Origin of the sequence: Enterococcus lactis (genome assembly GCF_015751045.1) — a bacterium.
GTDB classification, from domain to species: domain Bacteria; phylum Bacillota; class Bacilli; order Lactobacillales; family Enterococcaceae; genus Enterococcus_B; species Enterococcus_B lactis.
In genome coordinates, this window is sequence record NZ_BNJW01000002.1 from 133,960 (window position 1) to 155,322 (window position 21,363).

Consider the following 21,363-nt stretch of genomic DNA (forward strand, 5'->3'; position numbering starts at 1 on the left):
CCCTTCTTCCGAATAAACGGTGTTCTTCTGCCAACTCCTCGGTCACAAGTCACAATATTTATCAAACATGAGAAGCAATTTTCGTAAATTCCTTCTTATTTCTTGAAGCTGACCACTTCTGTCACAACCCCATGTTTGACTTTTCCAAAGACAGTCAAAAGAGTATTTTTACTTGTGAAACTAAAAAATCATTTACTTTCACATAATCTGTTCTGTTTTTTCTCGATTAAAAAAAATGTAGACAACAGCACAATACATTCGATTAGTATGTATAACGAAAAAATAAAGACATCCGTTATTCTAAATGAATGGACAGCTACATAGATAAAAAACAAAAGATATTGTAATCCAAACAGCAGAAAAATTCTTCTATAAGTTTTGAAAAAAGAAACACCATTTAATCGCCAAACAACAAATTTTTGCTGATAAAGGCGGAAATAGCTCAGTGTGGAATAGGTGATCAAAACAATAACCAATAAAATAGTAATCGATAAATCAGTTATCCTTTGTCTTATGTCCCACAAATAAATCAATTGCAATTCTGTTTTCCTTAACTGTTCCATTGGGATCAAAAAAGGAAAGTTGTCTTCCAATCCTGCTTCCTTCAATAACGGAAGATATCTATCATAGGTTTCTTGTGCAGTCCCAATCAATGGAATTTTTAATGGTTCAGCAAAACTATTTCCTGTCAGAATATTTCTATGAGAAATGGGTAGATTGTTCAAAGTGAATACATGGATGATATTCGGCTGATTGATGATGATTGCCTGTTCTTGGTCAAAGGCAAAGATTTCTTGTTCATCTTGGATGGTATAAAACAAAACATCCTCTTCTTTTTTTGTTCGTCTATCAGGATTCGTTTCATTCAAAAACCAAGAACGAAGTTGAACAAAATCGGGCATCATTCGTTCTGGGATTAATATGATTTCTCGATCCTCATTTTTATCAATTTGGATAGGCTGATTTGTTATGCTGATGAGCGGATACTTGTCTAAATAGTTTGTATTTACATAAATAGATTGATGGATCAAAGGATTCTCTTCTTCAAAATAAGCACTTGTATCAACCTCGATTGCTCCATCATCCAACAGTTGCGAAAGCAACTTTGTTTTATCTAATCCTCTCATATCTTGAGAAAGATCTGTCAAAGTCGCTTCATTGCCGCCAAGTCTTGGATAGAAAACGGCATGATTTTTTATTTCTTCAGGTACTGCTTCTGGTGTAAGGAATGTGCGAGCATATTCAGTTAACGGAACAAGTTGTACCACGCTAAAAAATAAAATCAACATTTTGACAGAATAGATAGTATAAAAGAATCCTTTACCAAAAGTTTGGCGATTTAGTTGCTTATTCAATGAAAGATTGCCTAGTAAATCAATCACAAAAAAAGAAATGATTAGACTAAAAATAAGCAAGAACAGTTGCACTAGCACAAACAAATGATTCACTGAATGTAGGACAAAGAAGAAAGCTACCAATAGATTCAAGAGAAAAAGAATCACTAATTCTTTTAATAATAATCTTTTTAAAATTTTTCTACTAGTTAAACCATTTAAACGATAGATCGCAATGTGTCTATTGTTCTCCAGTATCCATAAAATCAAGGAAAGGCTATAGAAAAGAGTAAATATCACAAAAGTAGATGCTTCTAATGTTCGAGATGGTGCAAATGTTTCTATGTCATTCTCATATTGAAAAGATGTGGGTTCGTACGCTGTCTCAAAGGAGAGATTGTATTCATCAGATAATTTTGATAGGAACCTATCTAGAGTTTTTTGATCTTTCGTTTCCACAAAAAAATCAGCTGGATTTAGCGCCTCAGCCATTTGTATCGGTAGTATAAAAAAATCTTCGTTTTTCAGTTGTTTATTTTCTAAATATTCCGCATCTGGATATTTCTCTAAGTCAGATGCAAAATAATTTTTTTCACTGATTATTTGAGGCTCTATGTAAAAATTGTTCAAAAGATGTGTTTCTGTTTGCTTGGAAAGAAAAAATGTATGTGTTTCACCTAAACGATCAAAAGAGATTTCTCCTGTTTCAGAAAAGGTATGGTCTCTCACACCATAGAATGAAACTTTTGCCATATAGTTTACATTCAATTTTTCTGAGACTGATTCAAGTATTTCTAGAACCCTAGTTTCTTGCTGAGGATCTACGATAAATTCTGGAAATCTGAACGGTGTAAAATACTCGGCCGTGTTTACCTTTTTCTGGAAATCTTCTTCCCTATTCACATTCCTAATGGCAACAGCTAATGCAAGACTTGAGAGTATAGACAACAGCAAAACGATTTTTTTCAATACTATATTAGTCATCGGCAAAACTCCTTGTTTTTAACGTAGTTAGTCAATTAAAAGTATAGATGGACACTAAACATTCAACAATCTATGTTTGTTAAGAGGTCATATTATTACAAATAGATATAGGTATATAGTCATGATATTACATAGAAAATATGGCTAACCTCATAGTATTTTAAATGTGGGAATAATCTATTTCCACAAAAAGAAAGAGGTGCTCTGCATTATGAGAAAAATTTTTTCTGTATCATTTGTTGCAATTACTCTCTTGCCCCTTGCTATGCCTGTATCAGTAAATGCTGATAAAGTTGGATTTCAAAATGATGCACTAACAATGCCAATAACAGAGTCATTTCCAAATAGCGGAAGCATTGTTTTTGATGAAAACGGAAGAGTTCTGGATGTTTCAAATGAAATTTTGTTAGAAAAAAGCAATAGCACAGATAATCCTTTATCTAGACGACAAACTCATTTCCCTTGGGGCTTTTGGACAATTTCAACAGATGGTTTTCCTTTTGTTGCTTGGGGAAACGTAAGACTAAACTCAACTATTCATCATCGTACACGTCGTTATCGAGTTTCAGCCGTGTTACTAAACTCAAATGGAACAGTGATTAAAGCTAATCATGTCACTGGTAATGCCGGACAAACTCGTACTGCACGCGTTACAGGTTCAAATAATTTAAGACATGCTCCTTCTTACTATATTTTTTAATCAACACAATAAACAAAGGCTGGATTAATATTCCAGCCTTTATTTATTTAATTTTTTATATCGATTTCTAAAAAAAGTTGGTGAAGTTCTTTCTTCTTTAAAAAAACTATTATAAAAATGACTTGAATCATAAAAACCTAAAAAGTTAGAAATTTCTTCGATAGATAACTGAGTCATAAGTAAGTCATTCTTTGCATGTTCAATTCTATACTTTTCTCGATAATAACTATATGAGCAGCCAACATATTTCTTGAATTCTCTACTTAAATACGAATAATCATACCCAATTTTCTTCGCCCAAAATCCTAAAGAATGTCTATAGAAATTCTCAGTAGCCAATATTTCATCTATCACTAAGTACAGATATTTATTGACCTTTTTGGAATAGAATTTTCTTAGTTTACGAATACATTTACGTAGAACTATATGGGACTGAATAGTTTCACTCGTACAGAAAGGACCTAAAATAATCAAATGTTCTTTATCCTCTATTTTTTCTACCCGTATTAAAAAATGTTGATTGGATAGTGAGAACTGAAAATGTTGCTTCTCTCTTCTTAAAATCACCTTATCAATTATTTCATTGAATGCAACAATCAATTGCCTTTGTTTCACTTTAGATTTTATCTGCTTTTCAAAGTACTTCTTTTTTAATTCCCATGCTCTGTTTCTCTGGTCTATAAATAAAACATCAACAGGAATAAAATAAGTTCTAGACAACTTTAACACATAGACATTCACACACGCTTGGCAAGAAAAAACAGCATCATTTACACTATTGATAAACATTTGTACTCCTTTCTTGTCCACTTCAATCATATACCAATCAAATCATATCATAGTAAAGAGGAAAAATTGACTTTGGCAAAAAATACATACATTTTTTATTTCTATTAGTTGACACTCTCCAAATTTTGAAAGTGCCTTGTAGTGATAGAATTGAACTAGTACTCATAAGCAAATGAAGTCGCATCCATTAAATAAAACTACTTTACTCTGCTTACGCCTCGCTCTGTATTTTTTCATAATCAAAAAAAACACACCTTCCAAATAGAAGGTGTGTTTTGCTCGAACGATATTAACGTTTTGAGAACTGAGAAGCTTTACGAGCTTTCTTAAGACCTGGTTTTTTACGTTCGACCATACGTGCGTCACGTGTAAGCAAGCCAGCACGTTTAAGCGCTAAACGGAAGTCAGGATCAACTTCTAGCAATGCACGAGCGATACCATGACGGATAGCTCCTGATTGTCCAGCGTATCCCCCGCCGTTTACGTTAACAAATACGTCATATGCGCCTTTTGTTTCAGTAACAGCGAAAGGTTGATTGATTACTTCACGCAAGTCAGCATGTGGAATGTATTCTTCAACATCTTTTTTATTTACAGTAATTTTGCCAGTTCCTGGTACTAGACGTACGCGAGCAACTGCGTTTTTACGACGGCCTGTGCCGATATATTGAACTTGTGCCAATGAAATTCCCTCCTATTAGATTAAGTTTGTGATGTCTAAAACTTCTGGTTGTTGTGCTGCATGTGGATGTTCTGCTCCACCGTATACGTTCAATTTTGTAAATTGTTTGCGGCCTAAAGTGTTTTTAGGAAGCATACCTTTTACAGAAGTTTCGATCAAACGACGAGAATTTTTAGCACGCAATTCGCCAGCAGTGATTGATTTCAATCCTCCTGGGTAGTTGCTGTGACGGTAATAAATTTTGTCAGTCGCTTTTTTACCTGTTAATTTCACTTTGTCTGCATTGATGACGATGACGAAATCGCCAGTATCCAAATGAGGTGTGAAAGTTGGTTTATTTTTACCACGTAGTACAGATGCAACAACTGTTGAAAGACGTCCCAATGGAACATCAGTTGCGTCTACTACATACCATTTACGTTCTACTTCGCCTGGTTTGGCCATATATGTTGTACGCACGTTATTTTCCTCCAATTTAAGTTCTGATGTTTGACATACACTTCGAGTTTCCGGGGCTCTTTGTGGGGCAAACAATACCATTTAACATATTACCCGCTAATCTAGTCAATGTCAACGTTTTTCTGCTTGATTGAAAAATTTATATGAAACTTTACTTCTTTTTCTTTCTTTTATATAAAAGGGGCGTTTCCTGTCAAAATGAAAAACAAAAAGGACGCTGAACTATCAAGTTCTGCGCCCTTTTTTCGGTCAAGTTCAACAAAGTTTTTACGCGTCGATCTCTGGCGCCTTGCCTAGATGAGCTTGGATCATCCAGATACGTTTTTCTGTGGCTGTTTTGAATTCAATAAAAATATCTTGTGTTGGATCGTCGCCTTCTTCTCCAGAAACTTCGATTCCTTTTTGGTAAAGATCTGCTAGATAACGGTAGCCTGCAACAAGTGTTTCCAAACGTTCAGGAATCGTGCGGTCCCAACGTCCTACTTCATCAGGGATTTTCGTGTTATCTGCAAATTCACGCAATGTAGAATAAGGTGAACCGTCTAATGTGATCAAGCGTTCGGATACTTCATCTAACTGAGCGTTCAAATCGTCCATGAACTCATCCATCATTGGGTGCAATGTAAGGAAACCTGGTCCTCTCATGTACCAATGTGTTTGGTGAACAACAACAGACATTTGGCTTAGATCTGCAACTAATTGATTTAATACTTCTTTGGTTTGTTGGAATTTCATCTTTCTTGCCTCCTAACATTTTCTTACACTTAAAATAATAGTAGACTTTCAATGAAAAGTACAACAAAATCATTTACCTGAGAACGATTTTCATTTCGCTTTTTTATCCGTAAAGCCAATCATTTTTCAGAATCAGCTAATTCTTCTCGCAGTTGAGCAAATTGCTGATAAGTCTGTGCTAAATGCTTTTGTGTCGAAACAAATAATGGATAGATTTTCTGATATTTTTTATGATCGTTTTCTTGTACTCCGACTTGCTCTTTCAATTCTATCAATTCCTGTGCTTCACTGATACTTTGAATCTTTCCGATGCTTCGCCAGCCTAAAATCACAGCTCCTAATGCGGATGCTTCTGTGACAGTAGGGAAAACAAGCGGATACCCCAGTACATCAGCCATCATCTGACGAAAAATCGGAGATTGAGCAAAACCGCCTGTAGCACGGATCTCTGTGAGCTGATTTTCTTGGCAAACTCCTTTTAAAATCCGATAAAGATTGAGACAGATTCCCTCTAGAATTGCCTTCATCATTTCTTTTTCTGTATGTTGCCGCTGCAAGCCGATAAAACTGCCAAACGCATCTGCGTCCCAAAGCGGTGCTCGCTCGCCAAGCAAATAGGGATGAAAAATCAGACCATTGGCACCTGCTGGCACAAAAGCAATAGCCGAAAGCAGTGCATCATATGGATTTTCGCCTTTTTCTTTAGCAGATTGAACGACTTCCTGTAAAAATGTATGCCCTGCCCAATCAAATATGCCAGCACCATTGCTAGTCGCTCCTCCTACTACCCAATGTTTCTGATCCAGAACATAACAAAACGTCTCCATTTCTGGATGGAACTGAGGCTGAGTAGTAATAAAACGAAGTGCTCCGCTCGTTCCTACGGTCAAAGCGGCGATCGTATCACCAAAAGCGCCTAACCCTAGATTAGAAAGCGGGCCGTCTGCCCCTCCCAAAACAAATGATATATCATTTGGCAAACCTAGTTCTGCTGCTGTTTCTGACGGTAGACCTGTTACTTGATAGGTGGAAGGAAACACTTGCGGCAATTGTTCTGTTCGAATGCCCAAGTAGTCAAGCACTTCTTCTGCCCATTGGAATTCATGGATGTCAAAGTATCCAGTTCCTGAAGCTGTTCCGTAATCGCTGATGAGTTCTCCAAACAATCTATAAAAGATATAGTCTTTGATACCGACAAAATAAGCAGTTTTTTTGAATAATTCAGGTTGGCTGTTTTGCAGCCACTTGATTTTGTTCAATGGTGTCATTGGATGAATCGGTGTCCCAGTCTGCCGATAAAATTCTTTGCCAAGCACGGTATATTTCAGTTTTTCTGATTCGTCCGCTGCTCGGTTATCTGCCCAAGTGATCATTCGAGATAACGGTGTTTTCTCTTCATCCAACAATATCAGGCTATGCATTGCAGAGGAGAAGGAGACAAATTGAATGGTCGTGTCTGAAGGCAACTGTTTAATTACTTCTTTTATAACGGTGCAGACGCCTTGAAAGATCAAATCCTGATCTTGTTCTGCCATCCCTTGTGTTTCTTGGATCAAAGGGTAGCGAAAATAAGCGGATGCTGCTTCTTGGGCTTCATCTGTGAAAGCAACTGCTTTGGTTTGTGTGGTTCCGATATCTAATCCGATTGAAACGTTCATTTTTTCACCTCAAATTTTATGTATGTACAAAAATTTAGTTTAAGCTTGCGTATCTTGGTTTTGAAAAGGGGGAGATGGCGTGTTACTTTATTTTATCATTGGTTGCTGTATCGGGTCATTTTTATGTTTAACCGCCCAGCGGATTCCGTTAGGACACTCTATTATTTATCCTAGATCTCATTGTGTCAAATGCTGTCGTTCGCTTTCTTGGTATGAATTGATTCCGATTCTCTCAATTATCGTCCAACGTTTTCGCTGCCGCTATTGCCGGTGTCGGTTGCCCTTCTACTATTTGTTGGCAGAAGTCTTATGTGGTGGTCTTTTTGCCTGGTTCTTTACTTTTTCTTCCGCAAGAAATTTTTCGACGTTCATTTGGGTGCTTTCGGCTTTGCTATTTTCGTTGATGGACTTGTTTTTCTTCATGGTCCATTCTCACACGCTATTCTGCTCCTGGGCAGTCTTATGGATTTTTTGGTTGCAGGCCGGCGTTTTCCAATGGCAAAGTGTGCTGTTAACGTTTATCGTAGGCGGTGTGTGCCTTCGCTATGGTCAATCCTATCTCGGAGCTGGCGATACTCTGTTGGTGCTTTCTTGGAGTGGGGGCTTGCCTCTGGAAGAGTTGCTTCGGGTCTTGTTTCTGGCTAGCCTGTTTGGAATAACCGTTTTTTCTGTTTGCTTTATCTGTCATAAAAAAAGTTGGAAAAGCTGCCTTTCATTCCTTTTTTGAGTAGTGTATTGCTGATCGTCCTTCATTTTAGGTATTGAAAAAAGGTTGTGACAAACGACTTGTCACAACCTCTGATATACGGTGTTCCAAAAGTAGCTTTTTCGGCTTCTTATTTCTTGCCGCCCCAATGTCGACGAATGAAACCGGCACGTCCAGAACCTTCTCGATAAAGATTGTAATGGAGCTTGTTTTTCTTGTAATAATCCTGATGGTAATCTTCTGCAGGATAAAATTCGCTTCTTGGTTCGATTTTTGTCACGATCGGCTTATCGAATCGCCCGCTGTCTTGCAATGCTTGTTTTGAATGCTCTGCAATGTTTCGTTCTTCTTCATCACTATAGTAGATCACTGGTCGATAAGAATCACCACGATCAGCGAACTGCCCTAACGCGTCAGTCGGATCGGTTTGCTGCCAATAGATTTCCACCAACTGATCATAAGAAATAACTTCTGGGTCATATTCGATCTCTACGGCTTCTGTATGCCCAGTTGTGCCTGTTGTTACTTGTTCGTAAGTTGGATTTGGTACATGCCCGCCTGTATAACCGGATGTCACAGAAATGATCCCTGGCTGCTTTTCGAATGGTTTGACCATACACCAAAAGCATCCGCCTGCGAAAACTGCTTTTTTTGTCATATAAAATCCCCCTTTTTTCTCATCATACCTGTTTTATAGATAATTAAAATTATTTTGCTTATTTTTACCCCCTCCCGGTATTTTAGCGGATTTTTCTTCATTTTTAATTGGTTGTGGATAACTATAAGGTTTGTGTTAAACTATTTTTTCCACAGGTAAGAAAAAGTTGTCTTTTCAGTCATGTTGTGTATAAGTTTTATATGGTATGCTTATCCCAAAATTATGTACCTTTATTTTTTCATACGAATAAACAAATCCATGTTATCGGAGGGATAATTATGCCTAAAGCAAAAAGAAAACATTCAGATACATCCACTGACTTTATTGCATTTGATGAACTATTAACTAAAGCGAACAAAAAAATAAAAACGCCCCCTGTAACTTCTCATGAATTTGATGCTCATTCAAAGGATGATGCTCTAACTCTCCCGGAAGATGAGAAGCAACTCGTCAATGAACTAGCTTCAGTCATTCCAAATCCACCTGAACATTCGCCATTTGAGGAGTCATTTTCATCTCCACCTATTGACATCTCTGGGGAAGGTTATCGTTTCCATAACTTAATGGAGCACGAGTCTCTCACAAGAGAGGAGCGACAATTTATTGATGAACCATTGCCCGATCCAATCTTCCATCAACAAACGATCGAAGAACCCATCTCGCCTACTGAGCCAGGGCCTTCCTTTGTTGTGGATAGACAAAAAACGAGCAATCTAGTAGAAGGAAATGTTGGAAATAACGCTTATCAGCTTTTGTATGAGACATTTGGTCCTATTCCTTCTAGAGAAGGAAAGAATAAGAGACTATCACAAGAATTGCGTAATCAAATCGAACACGCATTAACATTGCCTGATATTAAACAAAGTCAAATTGCCACATTTTTTGGCGTATCCTCATGTTTAGTAAGCAATATATACCTCAAACAACTTGCAGAAGGTGATGCTCAAAATCACACATATCAAGTCTTATACAAGGAATTCGGCGAAGTTTCCAGAAAAAGAGAAAAAAGGGGTTTATCACAGAAATTACGCGAACAGATCACACACGCATTGACATTGCCTAATCCTAGTCAAAGACAGATTGCCGCATTTTTTGGCGTGTCCAACTCTACAGTAAATAATATATACCAAAAACATTTTGAAGAAGACTATGATGAAAAAATGACCCATCAGCTTTTTCATGGGAAATTCGGAAAAATTTCCAGAGAAAAAAATCAAAGGATACCACAAAAATTACGTAATCAAATCGAAGAAGCATTAACAATACCCTATACTAAACAAAAACATGTGGCAACGTTTTTTGGCGTATCCCTAACTACAGTAAAAGAAATAGAACAAAAACTGAAACGCAGTAAACAGCTAGCAGATATAGCAAAACCTGTAGCTTCAAGATCATCTCCTACTCTTTCTTCTAACCAAACAAATGAGAGGTAAGCTACTTCGTATAAGCAAAAAAAGGGATTGTGACAAGATTTTGTCACAATCCCTTTTTCCGAATAAACGGTGTTCAATCAGCTGACCCTCGGTATTAGCTCAACAAACGGCAAAATATGAGGAACTATTTTTTCGTTTATTTCTCTAATACTCAGGTCAAAACGCTGATTTCACAACCTCTTATACACGATGTTCCAGAAGTAACTTCTTCGGAAATAAGCCGAAATTTCACAAAAATTTGAGAAGCAATTTTCGTAAATTTTTTCTTATTTCTTGAAGCTGACCACTTCTGTCACAACCTCTATTTTGTTTGATTGTTCATTGCGTCTTCTGCAGCCATTTGCGCTTCAATATCTGAAATACTGTAGACATTTTCACTTGCTACACCGACTTCTTTTGGTTCCATGTCACGGTAACGTTGCATACCAGTACCAGCTGGGATGATCTTACCGATAATAACATTTTCTTTCAAACCAAGAAGAGGATCTTTCTTACCGCGGATCGCAGCATCCGTCAAGACACGAGTTGTTTCTTGGAATGATGCAGCAGATAAGAAACTATTTGTTTCTAATGATGCTTTTGTGATACCTAGCAAGACTGGTCGAGAAGTTGCAGGAACGCCTCCTGAGACTAGCGTATTGTAGTTTTGATCTTTAAAGTCTGCGATGTCTAATAATGTACCTGGTAAGATATCTGTATCACCTGGATCCATTACACGAACTTTACGCAGCATTTGACGAACCATTACTTCGATATGCTTGTCGCCGATTTCTACCCCTTGCATACGGTAAACACGTTGTACTTCACGAAGCAAGTAGTTTTCAACAGATAATACATCGCGGACTTGCAACAATTGTTTTGGATCGATTGATCCTTCTGTCAATGGTGCACCACGGTGGATCATATCGCCTTCTGCTACTTTCATACGTGCTGTATAAGGAACAGTATACGTACGTGTATCTGTTTTTCCTTTGATTGTTACTTCTTTGGTACGTGTTGCAGGATCTTCTGAGATATCGATGACATCCCCTGTTACTTCTGTGATCACTGCTTGCCCTTTCGGATTACGTGCTTCAAAGATTTCTTGGACACGAGGAAGACCTTGAGTGATATCGTCTCCGGCAACCCCACCCGTATGGAACGTACGCATCGTCAACTGAGTACCAGGTTCACCGATTGATTGAGCGGCGATCGTACCAACTGCTTCTCCGACTTCAACGTCAGAGCCAGTTGCAAGGTTGCGTCCGTAACAATGTTTGCAGACACCATGTTTTGTATTACATGTGAAGACAGAACGGATCGTCACTGTTTCGACACCTGCATCAACGATTTGTTTTGCGATGTCTTCGGAAATCAATTGGTTTCCTGCGATGATCAATTCATTTGTTTCAGGATGACGTACTTCTTTACGAGTGTAACGTCCCACTAAACGATCTTCTAATGATTCGATGATTTCATTTCCTTCACGGATTGCTTGGATCTCAAGACCTCGGTCAGTCCCGCAATCTTCTTCACGGATGATTACATCTTGAGCCACGTCAACCAGACGACGAGTCAAGTAACCTGAATCGGCAGTCTTCAAGGCTGTATCGGTCATCCCTTTACGAGCCCCGTGAGTTGAGATAAACATTTCCAAAACGGATAGTCCTTCACGGAAGTTCGAAATGATTGGCAATTCCATGATTCGACCATTAGGAGCGGCCATCAAACCACGCATTCCGGCAAGCTGTGTAAAGTTGGAAATGTTCCCACGAGCTCCAGAATCAGACATCATGAAGATTGGGTTTTTCGCTTCCAAACCTTCCATCAGTTTTTGTTGGATGCTGTCTTTTGCAGCGTTCCAAACAGCAATGACACGTTCATAACGCTCGTCATCTGTAATCAGACCACGACGGAATTGTTTTGTAATAGTTTCAACTTGTTTATGGGCATTTTCAATGATTTCTTGTTTTTCATTCAGTACACTGATGTCAGCGATCCCTACTGTGATACCGGCATGTGTTGAATGTTTGTACCCTAAGTCTTTCATACGGTCAAGCATCTTAGAAGTTTCTGTTACTTTGAATCGTTTGAAGACTTCTGCGATGATGTTCCCTAAGTTTTTCTTCTTGAACGGTAATACTAATTCTTGCTCTTTGATATGTGCAGGAATATCCGTACCAGCTTCAACAAAGTATTTGTCCGGTGTTTGGACGGTCAAGTTGAAGTCTGTTGGTTCATTCAGATAAGGGAATTCAGGAGGCATGATCTCGTTGAAAATGATCTTACCAACTGTTGTGATCATCGTACGTTCTTTTTGCCATTCAGTAAATGGTTTTTCACCTAATGAGTTAGGGTTCACACCGATACGTGAATGTAAATGAACGTATCCGTTGCGCCATGCGATAACAGCTTCGTTTTGATCTCTGAAGACCATTCCTTCGCCTTCGCGTCCTTCTTCTTCCATTGTCAAGTAGTAGTTACCTAGAACCATATCTTGAGAAGGAGTAACAACTGGTTTACCATCTTTAGGGTTCAAGATGTTTTGAGCAGCTAACATCAACATACGTGCTTCTGCTTGTGCTTCTTCATTCAATGGCACGTGGACAGCCATTTGGTCTCCATCGAAATCGGCATTATAAGCTTCACATACAAGTGGATGCAAACGGATTGCGCGTCCTTGTACTAAAACTGGTTCGAATGCTTGGATACCAAGTCGGTGAAGCGTAGGTGCCCGGTTCAGCAATACTGGGTGTTCCTTGATTACGTCTTCTAAGACATCCCATACTTCGTCTTCTTGACGTTCGATTTTACGTTTCGCATTTTTGATGTTTGAAGCTAGTTCACGTTGAACAAGCTCACGCATCACGAATGGTTTGAATAATTCGATGGCCATTTCTTTTGGAAGTCCACATTGGTACATTTTCAAGAAAGGTCCAACAACGATAACGGAACGACCGGAGTAGTCCACACGTTTACCTAGCAAGTTTTGACGGAAACGACCTTGTTTCCCTTTCAACATATGAGAAAGAGATTTCAATGGGCGGTTACCTGGTCCAGTTACTGGACGTCCGCGACGACCGTTATCGATCAATGCATCTACTGCTTCTTGCAACATGCGTTTTTCGTTTTGAACGATGATTCCAGGTGCGTTCAAGTCTAATAAACGTTTCAAACGGTTATTACGGTTGATGACACGACGGTAAAGATCATTCAAGTCACTTGTTGCAAAACGTCCACCTTCTAATTGAACCATTGGGCGCAAATCTGGTGGAATAACAGGGATAACATCCATAACCATCCAGCTTGGTTGATTTCCTGAAGCGCGGAATGCTTCTAAAATATCCAAACGGCGGATTGCACGTGTACGTTTTTGTCCTTGTGCAGATTTCAATTCTTCTTTCAATTCGGCTGCTTCTGCATCTAGATCAACATTATCAAGTAATTGTTTGATCGCTTCTGCACCCATAGCAGCTTGGAATTCTTGTCCATATTGTTCACGTTTTTCGCGATATTCGCGTTCTGTCAACAATTGTTTTTTCTCTAAATTCGTGTTTCCTGGTTCGATAACCACATATGAAGCAAAATAAATGATTTCTTCCAAAGCGCGTGGGCTCATGTCTAATACAAGTCCCATACGTGAAGGAATCCCTTTAAAGTACCAGATATGTGAAACAGGAGCTGCTAATTCAATATGTCCCATGCGTTCACGGCGAACTTTCGAACGAGTCACTTCCACTCCGCATCGATCACAAACGATTCCTTTATAACGGATACGTTTGTATTTTCCGCAGGCACATTCCCAGTCTTTTGTAGGACCAAAAATCCGCTCACAGAACAACCCTTCGCGTTCAGGTTTTAAGGTACGATAGTTAATCGTCTCAGGTTTTTTTACTTCACCGTAAGACCAGCTTCTGATTTTTTCGGGAGAAGCCAAACCTATTTGCATACTTTCGAATTTATTTACATCGATCAAAAGGGGTTCCCTCCATTTCATTTAATGGCAAACCGCAAGACGGCTGATCTTCGACCGCCTTGCAGCTCATAGACCGGATTAGTCTAAATTATCTTCTGCGGTTTCAAAGTTTTGGATGACATCGTCTCTTTCATCTTCCACTTGTTCAGCAGCTTTCTTTTCTAATTCTTTGGCAGTTTGCTGTTCGGCAAATTTTGTCAAAGCATCAACAGTGATCAAATCGTCGTCTTCATCGTCCATGTCGCGAAGTTCGATCTCTGTCTCTTCGATATCCAAGACACGCATGTCCAGACCTAGTGATTGCAATTCTTTCACCAATACGCGGAAGGATTCCGGTACACCTGGTTTTGGAATTGGTTCACCTTTGACGATTGCTTCGTATGTTTTCACACGTCCGACTACGTCATCTGATTTGTATGTCAAGATTTCTTGTAAAGTATAAGCCGCACCGTAAGCTTCCAGTGCCCATACTTCCATTTCACCAAAACGTTGTCCACCAAATTGAGCTTTACCTCCCAATGGTTGTTGTGTAACCAATGAGTAAGGTCCGATTGAACGGGCATGCAATTTGTCATCGACCATGTGAGCAAGTTTGATCATGTACATCACACCGACAGACACACGTCCGTCAAATGGTTCACCTGTACGTCCGTCGTACAGAACAGTTTTCGCATCGCTGGCCATACCGGCTTCACGAACTGTTTCCCATACGTCTTCATCACTTGCACCATCGAATACTGGCGTTGCTACGTGGATACCTAACTGACGTGCAGCCATACCCAAGTGTAATTCCAATACTTGTCCGATGTTCATACGTGAAGGCACCCCTAAAGGATTCAGCATGATATCGATTGGTGTTCCGTCAGGTAGGAATGGCATATCTTCTTCCGGCATAATACGGGATACAACCCCTTTATTTCCGTGACGACCGGCCATTTTATCCCCTTCATGGATTTTACGTTTTTGAACGATATAAACACGAACTAACATGTTTACGCCTGGTGACAATTCATCTCCAGCTTCACGAGTAAAGATTTTCACATCGTGAACGATCCCGCCGCCGCCATGCGGTACACGTAATGATGTATCGCGGACTTCACGAGCTTTTTCGCCAAAGATCGCATGCAATAGACGTTCTTCTGCAGATAATTCTGTTACCCCTTTTGGCGTGACTTTCCCTACAAGCAAATCGCCATCTTGGACTTCTGCACCGATACGGATAATACCCATTTCGTCTAAATCTTTCAATGCGTCTTCCCCGACATTAGGGATTTCGCGTGTGATTTCTTCAGGTCCTAATTTTGTATCGCGGGCTTCTGATTCATATTCTTCAATATGAATAGAAGTGTATACGTCATCTTTTACCAAACGACGGCTCATGATGATCGCATCTTCATAGTTGTACCCTTCCCAAGTCATGAAACCAACTAAAACGTTTTGACCTAGAGCCATTTCGCCTTGTTCCATAGATGGTCCGTCTGCCAGAGTATCCCCTTTTTCGACTTTCTCACCCAAATGAACGATTGGACGTTGGTTGTAGCTTGTTCCGGAGTTTGAACGACGGAATTTTGTCACATCGTATTTATCTAATGCACCGTTGTCGCGGCGTACACGGATTTCAGAAGCATCAACGTATTCAACGACACCGTCATGTTTACATAACAAAGCAGCTCCTGAGTCATGCGCTGATTTGTATTCCATACCAGTACCAACCCATGGTGCTTGAGGATTGATCAACGGCACTGCTTGACGCTGCATGTTGGCACCCATCAAGGCACGGTTGGAGTCATCGTTTTCCAAGAAAGGAATACATGCTGTCGCAACGGCAACTACTTGTTTAGGTGATACGTCCATGTAGTCTACTTTATCAATAGATACTTCTAAGTTTTCACTTTGCGCACGCGCCATAACAACGTCTTGAGCAAATGTTCCATCTTCATTCAATGGGCTGTTTGCTTGGGCTACGATGTAATGGTCTTCGATATCTGCTGTCAAGTAGTCGATTTGGTCAGTAACCCGACCTGTTTCGCGGTCTACACGACGATAAGGTGTTTCGATAAATCCGAATTTATTTACTTTCGCATAACTGGACAAACTATTGATCAACCCGATGTTTGGGCCTTCAGGAGTTTCGATCGGACACATACGGCCATAGTGGGAGTAGTGAACGTCACGAACTTCATAACCGGCACGGTCACGAGTCAATCCGCCAGGTCCTAAGGCTGAAAGACGACGTTTGTGTGTCAATTCGCCAAGAGGATTTGTTTGATCCATGAACTGTGACAACTGAGAAGAACCAAAGAATTCTTTGATACTTGCCACAACTGGACGGATATTGATCAATTGTTGAGGTGTCAATGTTTCAGTATCTTGGATCGACATTCTTTCACGAACCACACGTTCCATACGTGCTAGCCCGATACGGAATTGGTTTTGTAAAAGTTCACCGACTGAACGGATACGACGATTTCCTAAGTGGTCAATATCATCGACATTGCCGATACCTTCCATCAAGTTCAAGAAATAGCTCATTGAAGCAATGATGTCGGCTGGACGAACCGTTTTTACAGCTGCTTCTGGATAGCCGTTTCCGATCACGTTCACTTCACGTTCAGGATCTCTTGGTGAAAATACTTTGATGACTTGGACAGTCATTGGATCTGTGACCACACCATCTTCTGATGGATAGTAAGTCACTGAATTTAGACCGTTATCAATGAAAGGAGCTAATGTTTCCATGACTTGGTGAGTCAGAACTGTTCCTTTTTCAACGATGATCTCGCCTGTTTCTGGATCAACTAATGTTTCAGCTAATATCAGATTCAATAGACGTGTTTTCAAATCTAATTTTTTGTTTACTTTGTAACGACCAACGTTTGCTAAGTCGTAACGTTTTGGATCGAAGAAACGAGCATTCAGCAAGTTACGTGAGCTGTCTGCTGTTTTTGGTTCGCCTGGACGCAAACGTTCGTAAACGTCTTTCAAACCTTCTTCTGTTCTTGAGTCGCTTGCGTTTTTATGCAAGTCTTTTTCGACTGTATTGCGTAATGTTTCGCTGTCGCCGAAGATTTCAAAGATCGTATCATCGGAACCAAATCCTAACGCACGAACTAATACGGTTAAAGGAATCTTACGTGTACGGTCGATACGTACATAAGAGATGTCTTTTGCATCAGTTTCCATCTCTAGCCAAGCGCCACGGTTAGGGATAACAGTAGAACCGAATCCTTCTTTTCCGTTTTTGTCAACTTTTCCATGGAAATAGACACCTGGTGAACGGACTAACTGAGAAACGATTACTCGCTCTGCCCCGTTGATGATGAATGTTCCTTGTTCTGTCATTAATGGGAAATCACCGAAGAATACTTCTTGTGCTTTGATTTCGCCAGTCTCGCGGTTTGTCAAACGCAATGTTACATGTAATGGTGCAGAGTAGTTTGCATCATGCGCACGAGCTTCTGCTACTGTATACTTTGGTTCTTTCAATTCATAATCTACAAATTCCAAAGATAGATTGCCATTGAAGTCATCGATTGGCAAAATGTCTTCAAACATTTCTCTAAGTCCCTCATCTAAGAACCATTGGTAAGAGTCTGTTTGAATTTCGATCAAATTTGGTAATTCCAACACTTCACTGATTCTTGCGAAACTTCTACGTTCGCGATGTTTTCCGTATTTTACTACGTGTCCAGCCAAGCTCTTCACCCCTCTAAAATGTCATTCAAAAAGACTACCCGATCAATTGTTACAATAATATTTCAAATATTATTTTTAGGTAACAACAGACATTTTTTGCGGCTTTTAGGCAAAAAAAAACCAAAAATAGAACATTCTCTTGAAACCTTACTTCGTGAGCTTCTACTTTTGTTTCCTTATATTAAAGCCGAAACGGACAATATTTCGTTTCTGCCTTTTCTTCATCAGATAGTTTTTGCAACTTCATATACTACACTTATTTTCTATAAAAGTCAACACTTCCTGGCGTTTCTTCTGCTTTTTCGCAATATTTTCTTAAAGTTTTCAATTTTATGTTTTCAATTATCTGACAATTCTTAATTGACAGACCATTTTTTCTCGGTTATACTTTAGAAAATTCATTTTGTGGAGGAACTTCTATGCGAACCAATATCAAGCAAATCGTACCAACACAACTGAATAACTTTTACTTTAGCTACTTTAGATAGGTTTGTATTCATCATGATGGATACAAACGTTAAACGACAGTTTGTATCTATGATGGCTAAAGAACTTTGTATTGCAGCAAAAAGCCACGTAGACAAAATGCTAAGTGGCTGAGCAATGAAAATACAAAGTAAAAGTATCAAGCATTCTACTTTTCAATTTATTTTCCGACTTTTCAATCCATTTGGACATTTTGTCTGAATGGATTTTTTGTTTCCCAAAATTAAGGAGGAAAAAAAAATGAAAAAAAACATATTAATTGGATTAGGCGCTACTCTGCTACTAGCTTTAGGAGGTTGCGCACAAAAAGACAATTCCGCAGAGGCATCAGATGGACAAAAAACAATTGGCGTATTGCAACTTGTACAACATAACTCGTTAGACGCTGCCTATAAAGGATTCAAAGAAGGATTAGCAGAAGAAGGGTATAAAGAAGGCGATAATCTAACAATCGATTATCAAAATGCCCAAAACAATCAAGACAACCTGAAAAGCATGAGTGAGAAGCTCGTCAAAGAAGATCCTGATTTGCTACTTGGGATCGCCACTCCAGCAGCACAATCTTTATTAAATGAAACAACCACTATCCCGATGACTGTCACAGCGGTCACAGACTTGGAACAAGCCCATTTAGTCACATCCAATGAAAAACCTGGCGGAAATGTGACTGGCACGACAGATATGGTGCCAATCGAAAAACAAATCGGCTTACTGTTAACTATCGTGCCAGACGCCAAAACAATCGGCATCATGTATAACAACGGTGAAGCAAACTCTAAGATCCAAGCTGATTTGGCAGAAAAAGAATTGAAAAAAGCGGGCGTAAAAGTCAAAGTACTGACAGCAAATTCCACAAATGATGTCCAACAAGTGACGAAAAGTCTAGCTAAAGATGTAGACGGAATCTATATTCCCACTGATAACACGTTCGCAAGTGCGGCAAGTGTTGTCGGTGAAGTCGCAAAAGAAACAAAAACACCTGTCGTTGCTGGCGCAGTTGATCAAGTCAAAGACGGCGGTCTAGCAACAGTAGGGATCGACTACGAAAGCTTGGGCAAACAAACGGGGATCATGGCAGCAAAAATCTTAGACGGCAAGAAGCCAAGTGAACTTCCTGTCGAAACAGCGAATGATTTGGAACTGTATGTCAATAAAGACATGGCCAAAGCATTAGGCATCAATCCAGACAGCATCAAAGAAGCTGAATAAAACACAGGAGGATTCTCATGACAAATTTGCTCTCTCTTTTCTTATCATCTGCGTCGCAAGGGGTCTTATGGGCCCTGCTTGCGATTGGTGTGTATATCACTTTCCGTATCTTGGACATTGCCGACTTGACTGCTGAAGGAAGCTTTCCTTTAGGTGCAGGGATCGCGGCAGTAAGTATTACAAATGGCTATCACCCATTGACAGCTTGTCTTCTAGGCTTTTTAGGGGGTGCGGCAGCAGGGCTTGTTTCCGGACTGCTTCACACAAAATTAAAAATCCCCGCCCTTCTTGCAGGTATCATCACCATGACTGGTTTATACTCTGTCACCTCCCGTGTGATGGGTGCGCCGAACATCTCTTTATTGGGTCAGCCAACGATCTTTCATTGGGTCGAGTCATTCGGCATAACAAAAGACAACGCTGTACTGATCGTCGGTCTGCTTTTTGCTTTGATCGTTGTATGTTTACTTGTTTTGTTCTTACGTACAGAAACAGGTCTTGCCATTCGTGCAACTGGCGATAATCTGGCAATGAGCGAAGCGAACGGGATCAACACCGATAATATGAAGATCATCGGTTATATGATCTCTAATGGATGCATTGCTCTTTCTGGCTCCTTGCTTGCGCAAAACAACGGCTTTGCTGATTTGAATTCTGGTATTGGAACGATCGTGATTGGACTTGCTTCTATTATCATCGCAGAAGTTTTGTTACGTAACCAGCCACTATTTCTCCGTCTATTGACTGTCGTTTTAGGTGCGGTCATTTACCGCTTTATTTTAGCGTTAGTCTTCGAACTGAATGTTGAACCAAGTGATTCGAAACTTGCTTCTGCTTTCGTACTAGTGATCTGTCTTTCTTTCCCGCAGATTCAGCAAAAATTCCATTTATCTCAAAAAAGGAAAGGCGGTAGTGTCAAATGAATGACGTCTTAACATTGGAAAATCTCCATCATACCTTTGAAAAAGGAACGATCAACGAAAACCATGTCCTGAAAGGGATTAATCTTTCTTTGGAACCCGGCGACTTCGTGACGATCATCGGTGGAAATGGTGCTGGTAAATCTACTTTGCTGAACAGCATCGCCGGTACATTTTCTGTCGATCAGGGACAGATTTTATTGAATGGAAAAAATATCACGAAAAAATCCGTTGTCGAACGTTCGAAATCCATCAGTTGCGTATTCCAAGATCCTAAACTAGGGACAGCCGTTCGTTTAACGGTAGAAGAAAATCTTGCTCTTGCTATGAAACGAGGAAAAAAGCGCGGCTTCTTCCGTGGTGTCAAACCGCAAGACCGAACGTTTTTCAAAGAACAGCTGGCTCGGCTGAATTTGGGTTTGGAAAATCGTTTATCCTCAGAAATCGGTTTGCTGTCTGGGGGACAACGTCAAGCCATCACGCTGTTAATGGCTACATTGCAGCGTCCAGAACTGATCTTATTAGATGAGCACACTGCAGCGCTTGACCCGGCTACTTCCAAAACCGTCATGGACTTGACAGAAAAGCTGATCACCGAGCAGAATCTCACTGCTTTCATGGTCACACATGACATGGAAGACGCGATCCGCTATGGAAATCGACTGATCATGCTTCATCAAGGAAGGATCGTCGTCGATATCCAGCAAGAGGAAAAACAGCAGCTCACAGTACCTCAACTATTGGCGTTGTTCAAACAAAACAGCGGCACGACGTTGAAAGACGATCAGGTACTTTTATCTTCATAAACAGAAAGAGGCTGGGAAAAAAATGAACGCCCACCCTCTTCTTTTTTCTCTTTCCTTCTTTCGTTTTTGCTTTATGTATCACCCGTTGTTTCTTCGAAAACTATTTTGTTCTCTCCTTCTTCCTGATAGAATGGATGGGAAAGGAGCTTGGTG

14 protein-coding genes and 1 pseudogene are annotated in these 21,363 nt (G+C 39.8%); 6 read left to right on the forward strand and 9 right to left on the reverse strand.

Annotated features, from left to right (window positions below):
- Positions 1–188: 188 nt before the first annotated feature.
- On the reverse strand, positions 189–2,318 hold the full coding sequence (locus KFO35_RS01695) for a hypothetical protein (protein WP_002315828.1): 2,130 nt from the start codon (positions 2,316–2,318) through the stop codon (positions 189–191).
- Positions 2,319–2,529: 211 nt separating this feature from the next.
- Between KFO35_RS01695 and KFO35_RS01700 the strand changes: the two genes are divergently transcribed.
- Positions 2,530–3,018, forward strand: a complete 489-nt coding sequence (locus tag KFO35_RS01700; RefSeq protein WP_025477342.1) for a hypothetical protein — start codon at positions 2,530–2,532, stop codon at positions 3,016–3,018.
- 39 nt (positions 3,019–3,057) lie between these two features.
- Here KFO35_RS01700 and KFO35_RS01705 read toward each other — a convergent pair whose 3' ends face one another.
- The 5 genes from KFO35_RS01705 to KFO35_RS01725 all read right to left on the reverse strand — a co-directional run bounded on the left by KFO35_RS01705 (position 3,058) and on the right by KFO35_RS01725 (position 7,341).
- Positions 3,058–3,807, reverse strand: coding sequence for a helix-turn-helix domain-containing protein (locus tag KFO35_RS01705; protein WP_160769826.1), 750 nt, complete (start codon positions 3,805–3,807; stop codon positions 3,058–3,060).
- Positions 3,808–4,096: 289 nt separating this feature from the next.
- Positions 4,097–4,489, reverse strand: coding sequence for a 30S ribosomal protein S9 (gene rpsI / locus KFO35_RS01710; RefSeq protein ID WP_002287505.1), 393 nt, complete (start codon positions 4,487–4,489; stop codon positions 4,097–4,099).
- Positions 4,490–4,504: 15 nt separating this feature from the next.
- Positions 4,505–4,933: a 50S ribosomal protein L13 gene (rplM, locus tag KFO35_RS01715; RefSeq protein WP_002323724.1), complete on the reverse strand. Its 429-nt coding sequence runs from the start codon at positions 4,931–4,933 to the stop codon at positions 4,505–4,507.
- 282 nt (positions 4,934–5,215) lie between these two features.
- Positions 5,216–5,683 carry a Dps family protein gene (locus KFO35_RS01720; protein WP_002310545.1) on the reverse strand — a complete coding sequence of 156 codons (468 nt, stop codon included), beginning with the start codon at positions 5,681–5,683 and terminating at the stop codon, positions 5,216–5,218.
- A gap of 119 nt (positions 5,684–5,802) precedes the next feature.
- Entirely contained in the window at positions 5,803–7,341 is a 1,539-nt protein-coding gene (locus KFO35_RS01725; protein WP_156272040.1) for a gluconokinase, read from the reverse strand.
- 79 nt (positions 7,342–7,420) lie between these two features.
- Here KFO35_RS01725 and KFO35_RS01730 point away from each other — a divergent pair.
- A pseudogene (locus KFO35_RS01730) lies at positions 7,421–8,106 on the forward strand (prepilin peptidase).
- A gap of 71 nt (positions 8,107–8,177) precedes the next feature.
- Here the strand turns inward: KFO35_RS01730 and msrA are convergent.
- Complete coding sequence (msrA, locus tag KFO35_RS01735) at positions 8,178–8,705, reverse strand: peptide-methionine (S)-S-oxide reductase MsrA (protein ID WP_002315823.1); 528 nt, start codon at positions 8,703–8,705, stop codon at positions 8,178–8,180.
- Between the two features lie 278 nt (positions 8,706–8,983).
- Between msrA and KFO35_RS01740 the strand changes: the two genes are divergently transcribed.
- Positions 8,984–10,138, forward strand: coding sequence for a hypothetical protein (locus KFO35_RS01740; RefSeq protein ID WP_025477341.1), 1,155 nt, complete (start codon positions 8,984–8,986; stop codon positions 10,136–10,138).
- 301 nt (positions 10,139–10,439) lie between these two features.
- Here the strand turns inward: KFO35_RS01740 and rpoC are convergent, their stop codons facing one another.
- Complete coding sequence (rpoC, locus tag KFO35_RS01745) at positions 10,440–14,093, reverse strand: DNA-directed RNA polymerase subunit beta' (RefSeq protein ID WP_002295965.1); 3,654 nt, start codon at positions 14,091–14,093, stop codon at positions 10,440–10,442.
- A gap of 78 nt (positions 14,094–14,171) precedes the next feature.
- The gene (gene rpoB, locus KFO35_RS01750; protein WP_156272042.1) at positions 14,172–17,789 is read right to left on the reverse strand and encodes a DNA-directed RNA polymerase subunit beta; all 3,618 of its coding nucleotides are present in this window, start codon (positions 17,787–17,789) and stop codon (positions 14,172–14,174) included.
- Positions 17,790–18,515: 726 nt separating this feature from the next.
- On the opposite strand from rpoB, the gene KFO35_RS01755 reads away from it, so the two are divergent.
- From KFO35_RS01755 to KFO35_RS01765, 3 genes are read left to right on the forward strand one after another with little or no spacing between them, the layout of a single operon-like run.
- Entirely contained in the window at positions 18,516–19,484 is a 969-nt protein-coding gene (locus KFO35_RS01755; protein WP_025477340.1) for an ABC transporter substrate-binding protein, read from the forward strand.
- A gap of 17 nt (positions 19,485–19,501) precedes the next feature.
- Positions 19,502–20,407, forward strand: coding sequence for an ABC transporter permease (locus KFO35_RS01760; protein WP_002315820.1), 906 nt, complete (start codon positions 19,502–19,504; stop codon positions 20,405–20,407).
- A complete protein-coding gene (locus tag KFO35_RS01765; protein ID WP_156272044.1) occupies positions 20,404–21,210 on the forward strand; it encodes an ABC transporter ATP-binding protein in 807 nt (268 codons plus the stop codon). The genes KFO35_RS01760 and KFO35_RS01765 overlap by 4 nt, the downstream gene beginning before the upstream one ends.
- Positions 21,211–21,363: the final 153 nt, after the last annotated feature.